The organism is Lysinibacillus sp. NPDC093210, assembly GCF_044753985.1.
Lineage (GTDB): Bacteria > Bacillota > Bacilli > Bacillales_A > Planococcaceae > Lysinibacillus.
In genome coordinates, this window is sequence record NZ_JBIVOE010000014.1 from 28,059 (window position 1) to 45,993 (window position 17,935).

At 36.3% G+C, this 17,935-nt stretch carries 16 protein-coding genes and 2 riboswitches; of the genes, 3 read left to right on the forward strand and 13 right to left on the reverse strand.

Annotated elements, in window-relative coordinates; all coding sequences use genetic code 11:
• Positions 1 to 72 precede the first annotated feature (72 nt).
• Positions 73 to 172, reverse strand: a riboswitch (SAM riboswitch).
• Between the two features lie 125 nt (positions 173 to 297).
• The 4 genes from hemG to ACIP9C_RS21960 form a co-directional block, all read right to left on the reverse strand.
• Positions 298 to 1,686 (reverse strand): protoporphyrinogen oxidase, encoded by a 1,389-nt coding sequence (hemG, locus tag ACIP9C_RS21945; RefSeq protein WP_401014638.1) that lies wholly within the window; start codon positions 1,684 to 1,686, stop codon positions 298 to 300.
• 526 nt (positions 1,687 to 2,212) lie between these two features.
• A complete protein-coding gene (locus ACIP9C_RS21950; RefSeq protein ID WP_401014641.1) occupies positions 2,213 to 3,502 on the reverse strand; it encodes a methyl-accepting chemotaxis protein in 1,290 nt (429 codons plus the stop codon).
• Between the two features lie 673 nt (positions 3,503 to 4,175).
• Positions 4,176 to 5,462 carry an SEL1-like repeat protein gene (locus ACIP9C_RS21955; protein ID WP_401014644.1) on the reverse strand — a complete coding sequence of 429 codons (1,287 nt, stop codon included), beginning with the start codon at positions 5,460 to 5,462 and terminating at the stop codon, positions 4,176 to 4,178.
• 73 nt (positions 5,463 to 5,535) lie between these two features.
• Positions 5,536 to 6,549 (reverse strand): YdcF family protein, encoded by a 1,014-nt coding sequence (locus ACIP9C_RS21960; RefSeq protein WP_401014647.1) that lies wholly within the window; start codon positions 6,547 to 6,549, stop codon positions 5,536 to 5,538.
• A gap of 186 nt (positions 6,550 to 6,735) precedes the next feature.
• Here ACIP9C_RS21960 and ACIP9C_RS21965 point away from each other — a divergent pair, with 186 nt between their 5' ends.
• Positions 6,736 to 7,209 carry a hypothetical protein gene (locus tag ACIP9C_RS21965; RefSeq protein WP_401014650.1) on the forward strand — a complete coding sequence of 158 codons (474 nt, stop codon included), beginning with the start codon at positions 6,736 to 6,738 and terminating at the stop codon, positions 7,207 to 7,209.
• Positions 7,197 to 7,484, forward strand: coding sequence for a DUF2653 family protein (locus ACIP9C_RS21970; protein ID WP_401014653.1), 288 nt, complete (start codon positions 7,197 to 7,199; stop codon positions 7,482 to 7,484). Before ACIP9C_RS21965 ends, ACIP9C_RS21970 begins: the two co-directional genes overlap by 13 nt.
• 133 nt (positions 7,485 to 7,617) lie before the next feature.
• Here the strand turns inward: ACIP9C_RS21970 and ACIP9C_RS21975 are convergent, their stop codons facing one another.
• The 5 genes from ACIP9C_RS21975 to ACIP9C_RS21995 all read right to left on the reverse strand — a co-directional run bounded on the left by ACIP9C_RS21975 (position 7,618) and on the right by ACIP9C_RS21995 (position 12,921).
• Positions 7,618 to 9,237: an S-layer homology domain-containing protein gene (locus ACIP9C_RS21975; protein ID WP_401014656.1), complete on the reverse strand. Its 1,620-nt coding sequence runs from the start codon at positions 9,235 to 9,237 to the stop codon at positions 7,618 to 7,620.
• A gap of 113 nt (positions 9,238 to 9,350) precedes the next feature.
• Positions 9,351 to 10,520 (reverse strand): endonuclease Q family protein, encoded by a 1,170-nt coding sequence (locus ACIP9C_RS21980; RefSeq protein WP_401014659.1) that lies wholly within the window; start codon positions 10,518 to 10,520, stop codon positions 9,351 to 9,353.
• Positions 10,521 to 10,588: 68 nt separating this feature from the next.
• Positions 10,589 to 10,759, reverse strand: a complete 171-nt coding sequence (locus tag ACIP9C_RS21985; protein WP_401014662.1) for a hypothetical protein — start codon at positions 10,757 to 10,759, stop codon at positions 10,589 to 10,591.
• Positions 10,760 to 11,086: 327 nt separating this feature from the next.
• Positions 11,087 to 11,869, reverse strand: coding sequence for a heme ABC transporter ATP-binding protein (locus ACIP9C_RS21990; protein WP_401014665.1), 783 nt, complete (start codon positions 11,867 to 11,869; stop codon positions 11,087 to 11,089).
• A 5-nt stretch (positions 11,870 to 11,874) separates the two neighbouring features.
• Positions 11,875 to 12,921 (reverse strand): FecCD family ABC transporter permease, encoded by a 1,047-nt coding sequence (locus ACIP9C_RS21995; RefSeq protein WP_401014667.1) that lies wholly within the window; start codon positions 12,919 to 12,921, stop codon positions 11,875 to 11,877.
• 148 nt (positions 12,922 to 13,069) lie between these two features.
• Positions 13,070 to 13,262: riboswitch (cobalamin riboswitch) on the reverse strand.
• 176 nt (positions 13,263 to 13,438) lie between these two features.
• Here ACIP9C_RS21995 and ACIP9C_RS22000 point away from each other — a divergent pair.
• Complete coding sequence (locus ACIP9C_RS22000) at positions 13,439 to 14,020, forward strand: YdhK family protein (protein ID WP_401014670.1); 582 nt, start codon at positions 13,439 to 13,441, stop codon at positions 14,018 to 14,020.
• A gap of 57 nt (positions 14,021 to 14,077) precedes the next feature.
• Here the strand turns inward: ACIP9C_RS22000 and ACIP9C_RS22005 are convergent, their stop codons facing one another.
• The 4 genes from ACIP9C_RS22005 to ACIP9C_RS22020 all read right to left on the reverse strand — a co-directional run bounded on the left by ACIP9C_RS22005 (position 14,078) and on the right by ACIP9C_RS22020 (position 17,886).
• Entirely contained in the window at positions 14,078 to 14,761 is a 684-nt protein-coding gene (locus ACIP9C_RS22005) for a response regulator transcription factor (protein WP_401014673.1), read from the reverse strand.
• Between the two features lie 6 nt (positions 14,762 to 14,767).
• The gene (locus ACIP9C_RS22010; protein ID WP_401014677.1) at positions 14,768 to 16,132 is read right to left on the reverse strand and encodes a sensor histidine kinase; all 1,365 of its coding nucleotides are present in this window, start codon (positions 16,130 to 16,132) and stop codon (positions 14,768 to 14,770) included.
• Between the two features lie 530 nt (positions 16,133 to 16,662).
• Positions 16,663 to 17,205 (reverse strand): NADPH-dependent FMN reductase, encoded by a 543-nt coding sequence (locus tag ACIP9C_RS22015; RefSeq protein WP_401014680.1) that lies wholly within the window; start codon positions 17,203 to 17,205, stop codon positions 16,663 to 16,665.
• A 63-nt stretch (positions 17,206 to 17,268) separates the two neighbouring features.
• Positions 17,269 to 17,886: a nitroreductase family protein gene (locus ACIP9C_RS22020; protein WP_401014683.1), complete on the reverse strand. Its 618-nt coding sequence runs from the start codon at positions 17,884 to 17,886 to the stop codon at positions 17,269 to 17,271.
• Between the last annotated feature and the right edge of the window lie 49 nt (positions 17,887 to 17,935).

Here is a 17,935-nt window from a genome sequence, read left to right on the forward strand (position 1 = left end):
CCTTGTATCCAAAAATATAAAAAGCCTTCTTTTACAAAAAAGAAGGCTTTAACGAATCGTAATTGTTTTTCCTTCTCATCTTCGACCAAAAAGGTCTTCTGGATTTAGCACCTGACATTAGTTGGTTGCTGAAGCTTCATAGGGCCAGTCCCTCGGCTTCTCTCGATAAGAATGTAGTATGAATTTTTCAAATAATTAAAAGAATCATATCGTTTACAGGCGATAGAGTCAAGACTATTTCACTCAACAAAGGAGATTTCTCCAGAAAAATATCAAATTTCCGCATTTGTTTTACGGTTATACTAGTTTTTCTGCAAGCTCTTCGCCTATTTTTTTACCATTTTGAATACAAGCACCAATGCCTACTCCGAAATAAGAGCAGCCTGCAATCGATAAATTGGGATAGCTTTCTGCAAGCTCAGCTGTTAAGCCCTTCAATGCCTCATGATGTGCTAAATCGTATTTTGGCATTTGATCAATCCACTTGGCCACATTAACTACAGTTGGCTTTTCATCAATCCCTAAACTTTTCTTTACATCGTCTAATGCGACAGCAGCTAGTTCTTCATCTGTCATCTTACATAATTTTTCATACGCAGGATTGATGCTCTTATAAAAGAGTCGTACAAGCAATTTACTATTAGCAGATGTATGCTTCCATTTTCTACTTGTCCAAGTTGCTGCATTGCATTGGACATTTGAATTATGTGACACAATAAAGCCCGTTCCATCTGCTGGTAGCAATGCATCCGGTACATCAAAACCTAGATAAATTGTTATTGCAGAAGCTGTAGTAAATTTCTTAAAATAATGATCTAACGATGGGTCCTGTAATAAGCTTTGCACCGCTTCATTCGGCAGCGCTAATACAACGTGATCAGCCTCAAGCTTTCTATTATTTGCTAATGAAATTGTATATTGCCCTTCATGTTTCTTTACACTTGTTGTTGCTACGCCCTTGATAATTTCTACTTCTGTTAACGTTTCTTCAAGGCGATCAATCAGAGACGATAAGCCTTTTTTAAATGAAATAAACTTTTTATTGGAAGCTTTTATAAATTGTTCACGATTTGCATCAAACCCCTTGATGATGCTACCGTAATCATCTTTATAATCGATTAAGTATGGCAGTGTAGAAGCAATCGAAAGTTGATGTAGGTCACCAGAATATACTCCTGCTAATACTGGCGCTATTTGATTTTGCACAAGCTCTTCACCTAAGTAATACGTTAAAAACTCGCCTATTGAGCTTTCTTTAGTAAAGCCTTTATTCGGCATCGTTAAGTCCTGTAATGCGATTTGCTTACCAGCTTCTGATACAAGCGTACTTGCTTCCAGAGATGCTAAACTCATAGGAATACCGAATGTTGAATCAGCTGGTATTGCATGTAATTCGTCGTTTGTATAGATATAAGATACTCCTGTTTCGTTGTACACTAGCTCCTGTTCAAAATTAAGCTCCTGTACTAGCTCCATGACGCCTTTATGACGAGCTACAATTGAATCAGCGCCTGTTTCCATAATAAAACCCTGGTCATATGCGGAGTGTAGCTTTCCACCTAAGTAAGCATTTTTTTCAACAAGTACTAGGTTTACATCTATTTTTTTCTCCAATACTTGACGTTGTAAATAATGCATCGTACATAAACCTGTAATTCCTCCACCTAATACAACTATTGTTTCCATGAAGAATCGCCCCTAATTTCTTTATTTATCTCCTATTAGTATAAACTGTTTTTGCAAACATTTACGTTCAACCCATTACAAATTTAGCAAAAATGCAGCAATCAAAAAATAAATAGATGAATACTGCCGTTGATTCCGCTACGGGTAAATTGTTTGCGTGCCTGACACCTTACATAACACCTAGCATAACTTTGGCTTCCTATAGCGCAAATATCCACTGTGCTTTTCGCATGCATACTGTGAGCCACAACCTTCACTGTGGCGCGGTTTGTTGTGGCTTACAGTGCGTGCGTTCTCCAAAAGTTTTCGGGGATTTTTACTTAGTTAGTCTTAAAATGCATGCTTGAAATTGTTTGAGTGCCTGACACCCGTTTTCCGATACAAATAAAAATCCACTTCGTTTTCTGTAAGGGGCAAGAGCACAAAGACAATAAAGCTCCTATCCTACCTGCGGAAAGCAAAGCGGATTTTAAATTAATTTTTATTTGAAGGACTTTTTAGCCCCATTTTATAAAAAATCATTAATTTAGTTTAAATTTTGGGCAACATTCGCTAATTTATCTGCTGAAATTGTGACTTCATTAAATGCAAGTCCAAGCTCATTAAGAATCTGAGCCACAGCCATCACTTCTTTTTCCATACGATCACTTTGACATTTAGCTTGTGTCATAGCATCTAAAATTTTATTAAATTGCCCCTCAGTCTGAGCCATGTTTTCCTCACCTGATGCAACTTCTTCCTGAATATGACTAAGCGTGTGGGCAAGCTTATCCGTTCGCTTCGTCGTTTTTTCTAATAATTTAGCTACGGATGTGACAGATTCCTTTGTTTGACTAGATAATTTACGAACTTCATCCGCTACAACACTAAAGCCTTTCCCCGCTTCTCCAGCACGAGCTGCTTCAATCGCTGCATTTAAAGCTAATAAGTTTGTTTGATTTGCAATGTTTGTCACAACATTCATAATCGCTTCCATTTCCTTAGACATTTCTGACAATTGCTTAATATTGTCTGTTATATCATCTACTGATTGAATAATGTTACTCATATTTTTTGATTGATGTTGTAGACATTCCCGACCTTCAATCGCCTGACTTTCAGCTAGCGAACTGACCTGTAATGATCTTTTCGCCAATTCCTTAATCTCATGCGATTGATTATTTAATTGATGGAATGAAGCATTTGTTTCTTGAGAAATTGCAGCAAGACCCTCTGAAGATTCCACGATTTTTCTCTCAACTGCCTCTTTCTCACGTTCTACATTTTCCTTTAGGCGTTCGACTGTACTTTCAAAAGCCTCTAATACAAGCTGCTGCTCAAAATTAGAAATTTTAGAGATTGCACGAATCGTATTAAATTGGTCCATAGGATGTTCTACATATTTTTCTACCAAGTCAATAAATGAAATGGCTAAATCTTGGAAAGCACAAATATACCATTGTGTTCTAAGGCCGATATGTACATGTACTTTTGCGATACTTACTCGTCTTTTATAAAACTCTTCATCTATTGTACCGTTAAACATTTCAATAATATGCCGACGCAATGTGACCTTCAACTTATCTACAGAACTATGTTTATTAATAATATCTACTAAACTTTGCTCAGTTCCAATCATTCCATAAAATCGGTCAACGATTTGATTGATGTTGTCCTCAACAAATGGTTTAAAAGCCTTTAAATATTGCAAATCCAGTTTGGTTAAATTTAACATTTCAATCTGCTTCACCAATGTTTGTGAGTTCGGAACATCCATTGTCACTGAGTATTGTTGTAAATCTAATGCCATTGCCTTTTTCTGTTTTTGAAAAATCACACTTTTCCCTCTTTCATATACGTGTTCTTTTGAAGAGCTGAGCATAATCTATTTCCGTTTACCCAAATATATTTATAAATATACGAAAAAATACCACGACCGCTAATAAATTAACAAGAAAATAATATAACAAAATAACATCATAATAATCAATAATGCATTAATTTTACATTTTAAAATTACTCATTTACAATATACACTTTAAATATAATTGTCAATTTATATTAACCTATATTTTACCATTTAACACTATAATATTTAATGCTAAACAAAAAAGTTATCCATCCTGGAAATGTGATAAAATTACTAATTCAACATTTTTCGTTAGCTATATCGACGGTCTTTTTACTAATTAAAGAATATAGGTTGAATTACTCCAAGCATAATTAAGTATCAGCAATTTCACTAACTATCATTTATTCATTCTGACGAGGTCATTAAACCTAAAATCACATCTGAAAATGGTTCAAAAAGACCAATAGCGATATGGTTAATAAATAGTTTTAAATAACCACTCTAATAATTGACCAATTATGCAAAGTTTTAATCCATTGCGTACTTAATTCTTTGTAATGACGTAAAAGCATTATTTTCTTTATAACAGCAAAAAACCGCAATGGTTATTTTATAACTAACCATTGCGGGTAATTCCAGTATAACAACATTTGGGGTTTTACAAATTATCTAACTCCTCAAGTAATTGAGACGCTTCTTCTATTCCTGCTTCTGCAGCAAGTCCATACCACTTCTTCGCTTCTTTAATATTCCGTGGTATGCCTTCACCTTTATTGTAAATGTGGCCAAGTTGTAATTTTGCTTCAGGGTCTCCTTGAAGTGCCGCTTGCTTGAACCAATGAATACCTTTTTCAATATTACGGATTCCTGTTAACCCCTTGCTCCAAATAAAGCCCAAATCATAAAATGCATCTACATGATATTGTTCAGCAGCTCTTTCAAACCAATATAAACCTCTATTTACATCACGAGTTTGCCCTAAATGACCTTCTAAATAAATTCCCCCAAGCCTATATTCCGCTTCAACATAGCCTGCCTCAGCCGCTTTTTTATAGAAGTTAAATGCCTGCTGCTCATCTATCGCAAGCCCTAGACCTTGCTCATGAATAATACCTAATGTAAACATTGCCTCTGCCACACCTTGTGTTGCAGCGACATCAAACCATTTCTTAGCAAGCACCATATTTTCTGGTACGCTTTCCCCATTAAAATACATATCAGCTAAGTTATTGGCTGCATCTGCATGCCCCTGATTCGCAGCAGCTTCATACAATTGGAACGCTCGATCATAATTCTCGTCTACACCAATACCCTCAAAATAATAGTTACCAAGTGCATATTGAGCATCTGCATTACTTTGTTTTGCTGCTAGTTCAAACCATTTTATCGATTTTTCGGGCTGGAATGGTGTATCATCGTTTGTACTATAATATTCTCCTAGCTCAAACTGGGCATCTGCATCTTGTTCTTCAATGGCTGTTTTGTATAAATCAATGATTTCTTCATGATCTAAATCTTCTTCTTCAAATTGTTCGACCGCTTCGTCCTGTTTCATAACATACCATTCCAGTATATCGAGAACATCATCCACAACTTCTGTTGTATAAGCTAACTTCTCTAAAGAAGTAATTTGCCATATTAAAATATAAATAGGGAGTGGTATTGCCTCACGCAATAAGTCATCATATTCTGCTAACAGTGTTAAAACATTATCTTGTACTGTTTGTGTTTGCTCTGGATGTACAATTTGCAAGTGACGTTGTTGTTTTTTTCTCAACAACCCTTGAATAACTTGATACAGCATTTTTTGCAAGGTCGTCAGTTGTACTTCATCCAAAATGAGTAAAGATAAATTTTGTGCAAACCATGTATTCTGTATATGTGTTAGCTGTTGTAAGGACTCCGTTCGTTCCTTATTTTGCTTTGCTAAAAATTGCCCATACATTTGTTTTCCCCCCTTGCACACTATGTAAAAAAACTGCCTTGCTACTATTATATGGAAGGCAGTTCAATAATGGTTACACATATGCTCTTAACATAAGTCCTATTAATAATGTAATGACGAAAAAGACCGTTACATGTACCCATTTATACATTTCTAATAAACCGATAAATTCCCGAGTAAAAGCGTTAGGTATATAATACAACGCTGTTTTAGAACCTACCCCTTGTGCATCTAACTTTGCCCTTCTTGCATAAATACTTGCGCGAAATACATGGAAGTTATTCGTAACAAAAAGAGATCGATATTTCCTACCTTGCGCATGCGCATCCATAATTGCTTTAGAGAAAGCCATATTCTGTTCTGTATTTGTTGATCTATCTTCCATCAATATTTTGCGATGCGGTATTTGGTATTCATCTATTATATATGTTTCCATCGCAAACGCTTCTGAAACTTTTTCATCACTTCCACGCCCACCCGAGACAATAATAAACGGACGTTCCCCATATTTTTTATATTGCTTAACAGCTTCATCTAAACGACTTGCTAGCAGAGGGGGAACTTTGTCTCCGATAAGGCCTGATCCGAGCACAATAATATAACGAGGCTCGTATGTTATTGGTGTAAAATGATAAATAATAGCGTAGACCATCACACTTGTATATAAAAATACTGTATAAGCAAAAATCAAAAAAGCATAAAAGAAAAGAATATGCCAAAATCCATTTTCTATATTCGTAAAAAATACGAAGACATATCCAATCATCATTAATAAGAAAGCCAATCCGAAAACAGCTAATAATAAATTTCGAATTCTTCGCCCTTCTTTTTCAAGTAGAATTTTGCTATTGAAAAACATCGCAATGGATAGTAACAACATTATACTAGGGATAATGCCAAACAACGTCATGATGCCCATCTTGGACACAATCCCTTGTTCGTTAATGAATAATGCATAACGTGTTGTTATTCCTACAAATAAATTCAAGCCTATTAATCCTAAAACTACAGCATTCAAGAATCGCCTTTTTTCCATAATATATAGCATTAAAAATACTGAAATCAATAATGTCATTGTTGGAAGCATTACCTTTACCCCTTTCCTTCCTTTCTATTCCCCATTCAGCAGTATACTGACACTACTTGTTCATATATTGCAAATTTCCTAAATTACAGGTAGTGAATATTTTATTTTTCACTATAGTTCATGTAAAATTACTATTAAGAACTAGTTTATGACAAAATATAAAATTATATTGGAGGAATGTAAGTAATGAAAAAAATTCTTGCTGCTCTTTTCGCAGCGACACTTATGTTTGCGTCAGTTGGTGCAACATTATTAATATCGGACACACCGACTGCTGAAGCAAAATCGTATAAGTCAGGTAAAAAAGGCTTCTCAAACAATAACAATAGTTCAAATATCCAAAAATCTCAGGATAATACTAAAGACCAAAATAATGCTACAACAAATAAAAATAATACTACGTCTACAAACAAAACAGATACTACTGCGAAAAAAGGTGGCTTTTTCTCTGGTGGCCTAATGAAAGGCTTAATGCTAGGTGGTTTAGCAGGTCTATTATTCGGTAGTCTATTTAGTGGTTTAGGAATGCTTGGTAATATTTTAGGCTTATTAATCAACGTTGCTGCAATTGTTGTTATTGTGATGCTTGTCGTTAAAATTATCAATATGTTTAAAGATAAAAAACGTAAAGAACAGGAAGCTACGCAATGGCACAAATAATTAACGAGCAAGATATTATTAATGCGATTTGCCTATCACAGGCCTATCATAAAAATCTTCGCCCAGAAGATGTACTTGTTGAGTTAACTTATGAAGATGAAACAGGCTTCGGCGCAGAAGTTGAAACAAATGGTCAAATGGAAGTTTTCAATACCGCTGCTATGATTGGCGCTTTACGTGTATGGATAAAAGACGTTCTACACCAAGACCCTTTCTCAACTGGTATTGAGCTAATATTGGATGATGAAGAAGGCATTATTGCCAAATTATCATAATTCTTAACAAAAAGAATAGCCGTTCAATAAATCTTACAGTCGATTTATTGAACGGCTTTTTTTAAGATTTATGGCCGTAATTCTCAACTAGATGAGCGACATTACATTGCTCTCACTAACTCTCTACTGTTGATTATTTCAATAGATCACTAAAGTTCACAAAGATTTTAGCTGCATGACTACGCTTTGTTGGTGCCTCTGGAGAAAATCTTCCTTCACTCCCTATTACAATCCCAAGCTCATAGAGCATTGTTATAGCATTTTTCGTCTCATCATTATAGCTATCTATATCTGTAAATGGTGTACGACCTTTCGCAGCATATGCTTGATTGAGCTGCTTATTATATGCGCGGTTAATCATTAGTGCTAATTGTGCACGTGTAATAGGCTGACTCGGATTAAATTTGCCATCAGACCCTTTAACAAGTCCATGTGCGTAAGCTGCTGCAATTTCTGCTTGTGTTTCTGCATCGTAGCTTGCAATATCAGTGAATGGAGCTTTGTCTTTCGTTGTTAAACTTAAGCTTCTCACAAGCATAGCCGCAGCTTGAGCACGTGTTATATTTTGTTCGGGCCTAAATGTTCCATCCTCATAGCCCTTCAAAATGCCTGTTTCCGCTGCTTTTTGAATAAACTCCGTTGCCCAATGATTTTTTATATCTAGAAATTGTACTTTACTACCTGTTGTAAATGTTGCAGTTGGACTTTGAACACTTTCATTACCAGCTGCATCTAACGCTTTTATAGCAACTGTATAAGCAGTATTTTCTGTTAAACTATCGAGCGATATCGTCATTTGATCAGCTTTAACTGTAGAGTAGAGCTTATTATTTACATAAACATTGTATTTCGTAACACCCTCATTATCTGTTGCTGCTTGCCAATTTACCTTTGCCGCTGTACTACTTTCAACATTGACTTGGATTGCAGAAGATGCATCCCATAATGGGCTTGCTTGTATAATTGGTAAAAATGCTTGATTTGCCACAGCTAGATAGCCTGCTTCACTTAAATGAATGTTTTCTGGATTTGGTAAATAAGTTGGCACATCTTTAGCCACAACGTCGAAAGTCGGTACAAATATTGCACCTGCTTTTTCAGCGGTTGTTTTAATAGAAACATTCATAACACCTAATAGCATTTTAAATTGTGTCTGCAACTCTTCACTATAATAAGGGAAAGAATTATAGTAGCCCATAACATAAATTTGCACTTGCGGATTCAGTTTTTTAATTTCGGCTAAAATTGCGGCTATATTATTTATAGCTTCTTGCGATGTCTTTAAAATGGTCGCAGTATCTATACCAGTTGTTGTCGCTTCTTTTAAAATGGGTAATAAATCATTTGCACCAGCAGTTAATGTAATCAGCTCTGCTTCCTGAATTGAAGCTCTAAGCTTTGCACGATCATTAGTATAACCAAATCCAGTCACAGGTTTTTCTACGTCACCTTGTAAGTCTTCCAACACATTTTTCGTTGTATAGCCTGAATACGCAAAGCCTTTATTATAAGATGTTAACAAACCCGCTTGTTGCAATGCCTGTGCAACAAAATCTGTATAACCAAGACCAATGGCTCCAACCTCATTCATGCCATGTGCCAATGAATCACCTAGTGCCACATAATCAGCTTGTACGACCCAGCTTGGCGCAATGTCATCTTGCTTATTCGCTGCATTTGCTCCTACAGGAACTATTAACTGTAAAGCTAGTACACTTGCAGCTAAAAAACGAAATTTCTTTGAAAATTGCATATTCCCACTCCTCCTGCACGTCTAATAATTTCTAGTTTACTAGATTGAGGATAAAAATGGGAACATTAATAGTAAATACCTGAAATTGCCCTATATACACTTATTTATTTCCCCTATTCAGGCTGGACCTTTCCGTAGACACCTCCTCCACCAACTGCAATATTTAATTGTCCTGTTCTAGCTAAATCAATCATCCTTGCTATTTTAAGTGGCACAATTTCCGCAAGCTGCTCCGTTGAAATACGATGTAAAATTGTCATTTCAGTTCCAAATGCGTGAAGTAATCTTTCCATCATTTTTGGACCTAAACCTGGTATAAAATCAAGTGGTACTTGATGAATATACGGTGGTCTCTCACGTTCAGCACTTTTCAAATCAGATAGTTCCTTAATTCGAGTCGCAACGCCTTTAACGATTTGTGAACTTCCACACGACCTGCAAATCGTATCCACATCGTTTAACTGCTCACCACATTTAGCGCATACTGTTTGATGATATTTGCCAAGCAATGGGTTTAACCCATAATTAGCTATTACGCCTCGCCCTTCCTGTTCATGGAGTGCCATCTTTAATTCCGCAAAATTTGCTGCCTTTAGTCGTAGCTTTTGATATTCACGTGCAATTTTGCCAAGTGAATGGGCATCAGAATTAGTTACAAATGTATAACGCTGAATTTCTCGTATATTTTTTACCATATTGGTATCAGAGCTTAAACCAAGTTCTATAGCATCTATAAGCTGCGGATCAAACACTTCCGTTAAACTGTGGTGAACGCCTCTTCCAAATAAACTTTTAAATGGTGTAAAAACATGCGCTGGAATAAAAAGACCCCCTAATTCTCGAACTTTTTGTTGTAGCGCTTGTCCATCACAATAAATACGCTGTGAACTTAAATGAATGTTTTTCATATAGCCTCTCATCCAATTCGAAAAATCCTCCATCACTGCGATAGTAGGAAAATAAGCTAGCACATGAATTGGACCATGACAGTTGCTATCATAAATTTCAATTTCCGAGCCTGGAATAAGCGTAGTTTTTTGAAACCTCAGGCCCCCTTCTGATAATTCTTCTAGTTCACCTCGATTTATCATCATCTCCATTTCAGCAAGTACTTCTGGCGAATGACAATCAATAATGCCGATTATATCAAGCCCTTTTTTTGCACTAGCCATCTCTAAAATTCGAGATAATGTTAAAGTTTTACTTCCCGTAATCTTAACTGCTCGCCCACTCATTGTTCGTCCAATATGAATATGTAAATCCGTATAATAGTCCTGAAACATGTATACAGCTCCTTTTGCTCGATTATAAAATGAAAAAACCTTACATTGCTGCAAGGCGTTTTCATAATTTAAGATGGATGGTTTTGATTTGTGCCATGATCAGTGTCGTATGAACCTGAACCTTGATTTGGTGTTGCCGCTGCATCATAAGCAACTAAAGTAACACCAATTTTCTTTTCTAGCTCATTAATTTTTTCAAGCTGTGTGTGATCTAATTGTGCAAATTTAATCTCTTCCATATTCGTCACGCATCCTTTCAAAAGTAACGTTCCCCGAATATCTCACAACTATGCAAAATCCAAATAGCAAAAATCTTCCGAATTGTTCGAGTGACTGGCACTTAGCATAGACCCTAACAAAAGCATCAGACTTCCAATATCGCAAAAATCCACTTCGCTTTCCGCGGGCACGTTGTAAGCCGCAACCGTCGCTACGCGCCGTTTGTTACGTCTTACGTTACGTGCGTTCCCGCAGGAGTCTGCGTGGATTTTTACTTGGTTATTTATAAATACCCTACTTGCAGTGCTATATGCAAATTGTTTCAGAATTGTTTGAGTGACTGGCACTTATGTAGTTTTTGTGAATTGTTCAGATACATATGTTAAATAAGGCTTGCCTGTCAGGGGATGTGTTTGAATATCGGCGTAAACTCCAAAAACATCTCGAAGTAGTTGAGGCGTTAACACTTCTTCTGGTGTACCATAATGAACAATACTACCTTGTTGTAAAACATAGATTTGGTCACAGTACATAGCAGCCATATTCAAATCATGTAAGGCAGCGACAACAGTCAAATGCAATGTTTGAATTAAGTCCATTAATTGTAATTGATGCTGGATGTCTAAATGATTAGTAGGCTCATCTAAAATAAGCACTTGCGCTTGTTGTGCTAGTGCACGTGCAACCATCACTCTCTTTTTTTCTCCTCCAGAAAGGGAACTAAAGCTGCGCGTTTCTAAATGGGCAATACCTGTTTGAGACAATGCCTCTTTCACAATTTTAAAGTCTTCCTTATCATCCATTTCAAAAAGCTTCTTATGTGGCGTTCTTCCCATGCTCACCAAATCTTTCACTTTAAAATCGAATAACACAGGTGTTTCCTGACTAACAACGGCTAAATTTTTGGCAATTGCTCTACTTGATTGCTTAAGAATATCTTCCTCATTCAATAATACAGTTCCACTTTCGGGCTTTAATAACCGATACATATTTTTCAATAGTGTAGACTTTCCACTACCATTAGGACCAATTAAACCGACAAATTGCTTTTCCTTTATTTGAATGCTTACTTCTTTTAATATGCGCTGATCATGAATGGAGAATGATACATGCTTCGCCTCTAATGTCATAGCCTTTAATCTCCTTCACCAAATGAATAATTGTTACGGCGTAGTAGCCAAATGAAAAATGGTCCGCCACAAAAGGCAGTAATGATTCCAATTGGCATTTCTTCTGGAGCTATTATCACGCGTGCAATCGCATCAGCCCACACTAAGAAAATCCCTCCTAATAATGCGCTAATAGGGATAACATATTTATAATTAGACCCCACTATTAATCGCACGATATGTGGAATTATTAAACCAACAAACCCAATGGAGCCACTTACTGCAACAAGCACACCCGTTAGTAAAGATACGAGTAGTATCAATTGAATTCGAAACTGTTGAAGATTAACACCTAATGTGACCGCTGCTTCTTCCCCAAGTAATAATAAATTTAAATTTCGATAATATAACCATAGCAAACTAAAAACGATGAAAAAAATAATAGCTGGAATGAATAAATTACTCCATTTTGCACCCGCAAGACTTCCGAGCATCCAATACATAACGGCTTTTATACCGCCCTCTTCCTTAGACATCATTAACATAAAATTTGAAGTAGCAGATAAGATAAACGATACCGCCATTCCTGCTAGCAGCAAACGGAAAATAGAAATACGCCCCCCTACACGTGACAAGAAAAATACCAACACAATTGCTATAAAGGAGCCTAGAAAAGCAGCTACTGAAAGGGCATAGATACCTAAAAATGAAAAAGCCCCTAAAATGATGACAGCCGTGGCACCAACTGTCGCACCTGAAGAAATACCTAAAATATATGGATCTGCAATTGAATTACGGACAAGTGCTTGCACAGCTGCACCAGCAATGGCTAATCCTGCTCCAACAATAGCTGCAAGCATGACACGTGGGACACGTATTTGCCATATAATGATTTCCTGTGAGCGGCTCCAATCAGGCTCTATCGTATTTGAGAAAATAGGAATTTTCGAGAAAATAACCTTCCATACATGTAGTGGTGTAATTGACACTGAGCCAATCATTATAGCAACTGTCATTGAAGCAATCAGTACTAAAAGAAGGGTCAATGAAAATAACATAAATTTTTTATTCATTTGCTTATTAACTCCTTATCAATCTTGATAAATACGAAGCAATAAAAAAGGGTATTCTACGCACGAATGCATAGAAATACCCTAGGTTAAACAAAGTTGGAGAAGTATCCATCAATTGTCCGTAATTGCTTGCATCCTCGTGGGCATTACAGGTATGAACTAATTGGCAGGTCTCCTGGCTTCGATTCAACGTTACTATAATTGCCTTCCCATTCTAAAAACAGTGGCTACTACATCATAGAACTCCTCGTTACAGTTGCGGGACAGCGTCGGACTTACACCGACTTCCCTTTTAAGTGGCACTCGTTAACAAGCGTCACACCATTAGTTTCTGAAATTTTAAAATTATGACGATTCTATCATACATAATTATCCGAGTCTATAGCTCCTTTCATCTAGGAATCAATCTTTCCTCTTTTCAACTTCATATAAATGGATTTTTGTACAAAACCTAATCCATAATTTCTGCACATTTACTTGTTACATTAAAACAATAAATATTAAGGAGGAAATGCATATGGTATTAAAAAGAAACTGGTTCCTAGGTTTAATGACAGTAACGGCTTTACTAATATTATCAGCTTGCTCTGACGATACAGCGAAGTCGGAGCCTACTAATAGTGAAGCAATAGATCATAGTGCAGAAGCAGACCATGGTGAAGAGATGAATCATTCAAGCTCTAGTGAAGTTCCATCTACTTTAAAAATTGCGAAAAATCCTAAATTCCCAGTAGGGAGTACTGCTATTATTACCGAGGGACATATGTCAGGGATGGCAGGAGCAGAGGCAACGATTGTTGGGGCATATGATACAACTGCCTATATTATTTCCTATGAACCGACTACCGGTGGAAAGAAAATAGAAAATCATAAATGGGTAATACATGAGGAATTAATTGATCCAGGTGCTGCCCCGTTGTCTCCTGGTACTGAAGTCAAAACAACAGCAACCCATATGAAAGGCATGGAAAATGCTACTGTTCGCATTGATGAAGCAGTACAAACGACTGTTTATATGATTGATTTCCCTTTAACAACAACTGGGGAAGAAATGAAAAATCATAAATGGGTTACAGAAGGCGAACTAGCGTCAAAATAATAACGAAACAACCTCTGAGATTTATTCCTTCAGAGGTTGTTACTAATTATTTGTCTATTACTTTTTGTCAGCTATCTTATGCCATTTATAGCCGATTCCCCATACTGTCTGTAAATAATCGTCTACAGGAAAGCCACATTTCCGCAGTTTTTCCCGTAAATTGCGAACATGCGAATCAATTGTTCGATCTTCAATTGTTACGTTATAGCCCCAAACTGTATTTATTAAATGTTCTCTTGAAAACACTTTATTTTGATATTCAAGAAATAACACTAACATCGAAAATTCTTTCGGCGTTAAAAGAATAACCTCTTGTTGAAAAGACAATTCAACGGAGTCTTTATTTAATCGTAGCCCCTCAAAAAAAACTACTGTTTCCTCAGTTTTTGTTCTTCTTAAAACAGCATGTATACGTGCTAATAACTCTTCCTCGTCGAAAGGCTTTAAAATGTAGTCGTCTGCTCCCAAATTTAAGCCTCTTATAATATCCGTCTGTTCCGCTTTTGCTGTTAGCATAATGACTGGTACATCCCAATACTTTCTTATTTCCTGACAAGCTTGCCAACCATCCATATCTGGCATCATAATATCCAACAATACTAAATCTACATGATTTTCTTCTAAATAGTCTAAAGCATCTCTAACTGATGATATAGCTCTGCAATAAAAAGAAGGTTCTAAATAAAGAGTTAGTAACTCTAACATTCTTGGTTCATCGTCAATTAATAATAATGTTTTCATTCGTTCCTACCCCTTAAATAATAATTCAAAAGTAGTCCCTTTGTTTTCTTCACTAACAACGGTTACTTCTCCTCCGTGTGCTTGGACAAGCTCTTTAACAATAGCAAGACCTAATCCCAAACCGCCATGTGCACGCGCTCGAGATTTTTCAACCCTATAAAAGCGTTCAAAAATATAAGGTAATTCCTTCTTTGGAATCCCCTTCCCAGTATCTTTAACAATGATTTTTATTAAGTTATTCTGCCTTTTTACTATTAAGAAAGTTGAATCACCTGAGGAACAATAAGACAAAGCATTATTTAGCAGATTCAACATAATTTGTTCTAGCCTTACTGAATCTGCCCTTAATATTAATCCCTCTTCACATTCAACAAAAAAGTGAATCTGTTTTTCCTGAAAAGCAGGTCTTAGCTTTACCTCTATACTTGCCACTAATTCATCCAAATGAAGACATTCTTTGTTAATTACAAACGCGTTCTCATCCATTTTTGCTAAATCAAATAAGTCTTTAATTAACGTTGAGAGTCGATTCGTTTCTTCCATAATAATACCTAAATATTTTTGGCGATCCTGCTCCGTTAAATCTCGCTTGTAAAGAATATCAGTATAGCCTTTTATAAAGGTAATGGGTGTTCTTAGCTCATGAGCGATACTTGCTAAAAATTCCTTTCTTTCCTCTCTTAAATGATTTAAATCATCAGATAACTGTTGAATAGCATTCGCAAGATCGCTTAATTCATCTTTGCCATTAGTCGAAAGGGCAACAGTAAAATCTCCTTTATTCATTTTCAACGTCGCTTCCTTCATAGCCATTAATGGTTGGGCTAATTTTCGAGATAACACAATAATGACGGCAATCGTCACCAATCCTGAAACAAGGCCGACAATTAAAAAATGTTTGTTTAATCGTTCCATTAACGCATGAATGGAATCTGTGTTTTGAAACATAAACACATAGCCAATGGTCTTTTGTTGTTTTAGGATAGGACTAATTGTTGCAATATATTTTTCATCCTGCCAATTTTTCTCCAATACCTGCCCACTATAAGGCACTCTACCCTTAAGCTTCTTTAAATAAGCATGTATTTCAGGGTGAGAAGATGAAGCGGCTAAAATTGTTCCAGCCTTATCTGTGATAACAACGTCTGTATTTTCTCTTGATTCCATTAATAATATATGTGATAGCGTCTCCTCATGGAAATTTTGCTCTAATATAGTTCGATGTGAATTTCCAGTTGTCTGTAAGTTTGTTAATTCTTCTTCAACACGCGAGTTAGTCAAAGAAACATGTAAAAAAAACATCATAAATGTTTCTATACAAAACAATGTAATAAAAAAGATTATTCCAAGCTTCAATGAAAGTTTTTTCATGCCTTAACCACCTATATTTCAAAATGATATCGTGTAAGTGTGAAGATTTTATGCAGAAGAACGATACTTTTACAAATATTATAAAATAAAAACTTCTCGCTCATTAATTTTCATCATCATGTTGTAATTATTTATGTAGCAATTAGGATTAGCATGATTTCCATAAAAAGAGGTGCCAGGCACCCACACAATTCTGAAAACTGTAAGATGTTTATAACTAAGTAAAAACCCACGTAGACTCCTGCGTGAATGCACGCAATGTAAGACACAACAGGCGACGTGACAGCGACGGTTGTGGCTTACAACGTGCACGCGGAAAGCGTAGTGGATTTTTACGATTGAGGAGCTGCTATTATGCTAGAAATCTAAGCGAGGTGACAGGCACTCAAACAATTATTATACCTAGTTGATTCGAGTGAAGGGCGGCGACTCCCGCAGAAAGCGTCCGTCCGCAACGGAAATCAACCTCCAACCTCCATTTCAAAAAAATGCCAATAAGTATGTCGTATACTTATTGGCATTTTTTATTATTAAATATATTTTTTAACCCAGTCTAAGAAGTTTTCAATTACTGTATCAAGGAATTTCACAGTACCTTCATCTGTTAAATTGCCTTCAGCATCGAATTTTGTGTGTACAGCACCGATATATACATCATTACCGCTAAGTAATGGAGAATTAATTCCAGGTGAGAATAAAATATCACGTAAATGTAATTGTGCTTTAACAGTACCTAAATTCCCCATTGATGCACCCATCATGAAGGATGGTTTGCCAACCATTACTTTGTCTACACGAGATAGCCAGTCAATAGCGTTCACCATAACACCTGGCACAGTTCCGTTATATTCTGGTGTTAACCAAAGTACCGCGTCAGCTGCTTTTACTTTTGCTTTAAAATCTAATACTGTTTGTGGTGCATCATTTTCGATATCTTGATCATACATTGGTAAATCACGTAAGCTTAATACTTCTAGCTCAAGCTTTTCTGTATAACGTTTTTGTATAAATTTTGCTAATTGCATATTATAAGATTCTTTACGGATACTACCTACGATTGCTACTACTTTCATGTTGTTTCCTCCTAAATGGTTACTGTCATTAATATTTGTTAAGCAATTTTATTTTATACCGCCCTAATAATAGGTTGCAAATTCTTCAACTGGTTTACGATACCCACGTAAGCGGTGACTACTTTCCTTTTCCTTGCCAATTGTCATCATCAAGACAATCTCATGTGTTGCGGGTACATTGAATAATGCGCGCATTTGTTGTTGATCAAAGCCAATCATTGGACATGTATCCCAGCCTCGATTTTTTGCTGCTAACATAAAGAGCATAGCTGAAAGTGATGCGTTACGAATCGCGTCCTCCTTCATAAACTCCTCACCACGTTCTTCGTAAAACTTCGCATTATCATCAATAAGACCTTCAAGCTCAAAGTTTGTAATAATACCTAAATCAACCATACCTTGACTAATGTGAGCCGTTTGCTTGTATGCTTCCTTATCGCCTAGTACTAAAATAACACCGGAAGCTGAATGTACTTTATATTGTCCATACGCAGCCTCGCGAACTCTCTCTTTCAATTCTTGATCTAACACAACAATATATTCTGTATGTTGCAAGTTGAATGCTGAAGGTGCAAGCTTGACGTCCTCTAAAATCGGTCGGATATCCTCCTCCGTCATTACAACACCGTCTATAAAATTATTTGCCGATCGACGTTTATCAATTAACTTTGTAAATTCCATTTTGACGTACTCCATTCATCCATTATGCTTTAGTAGAATTGTGTTCATT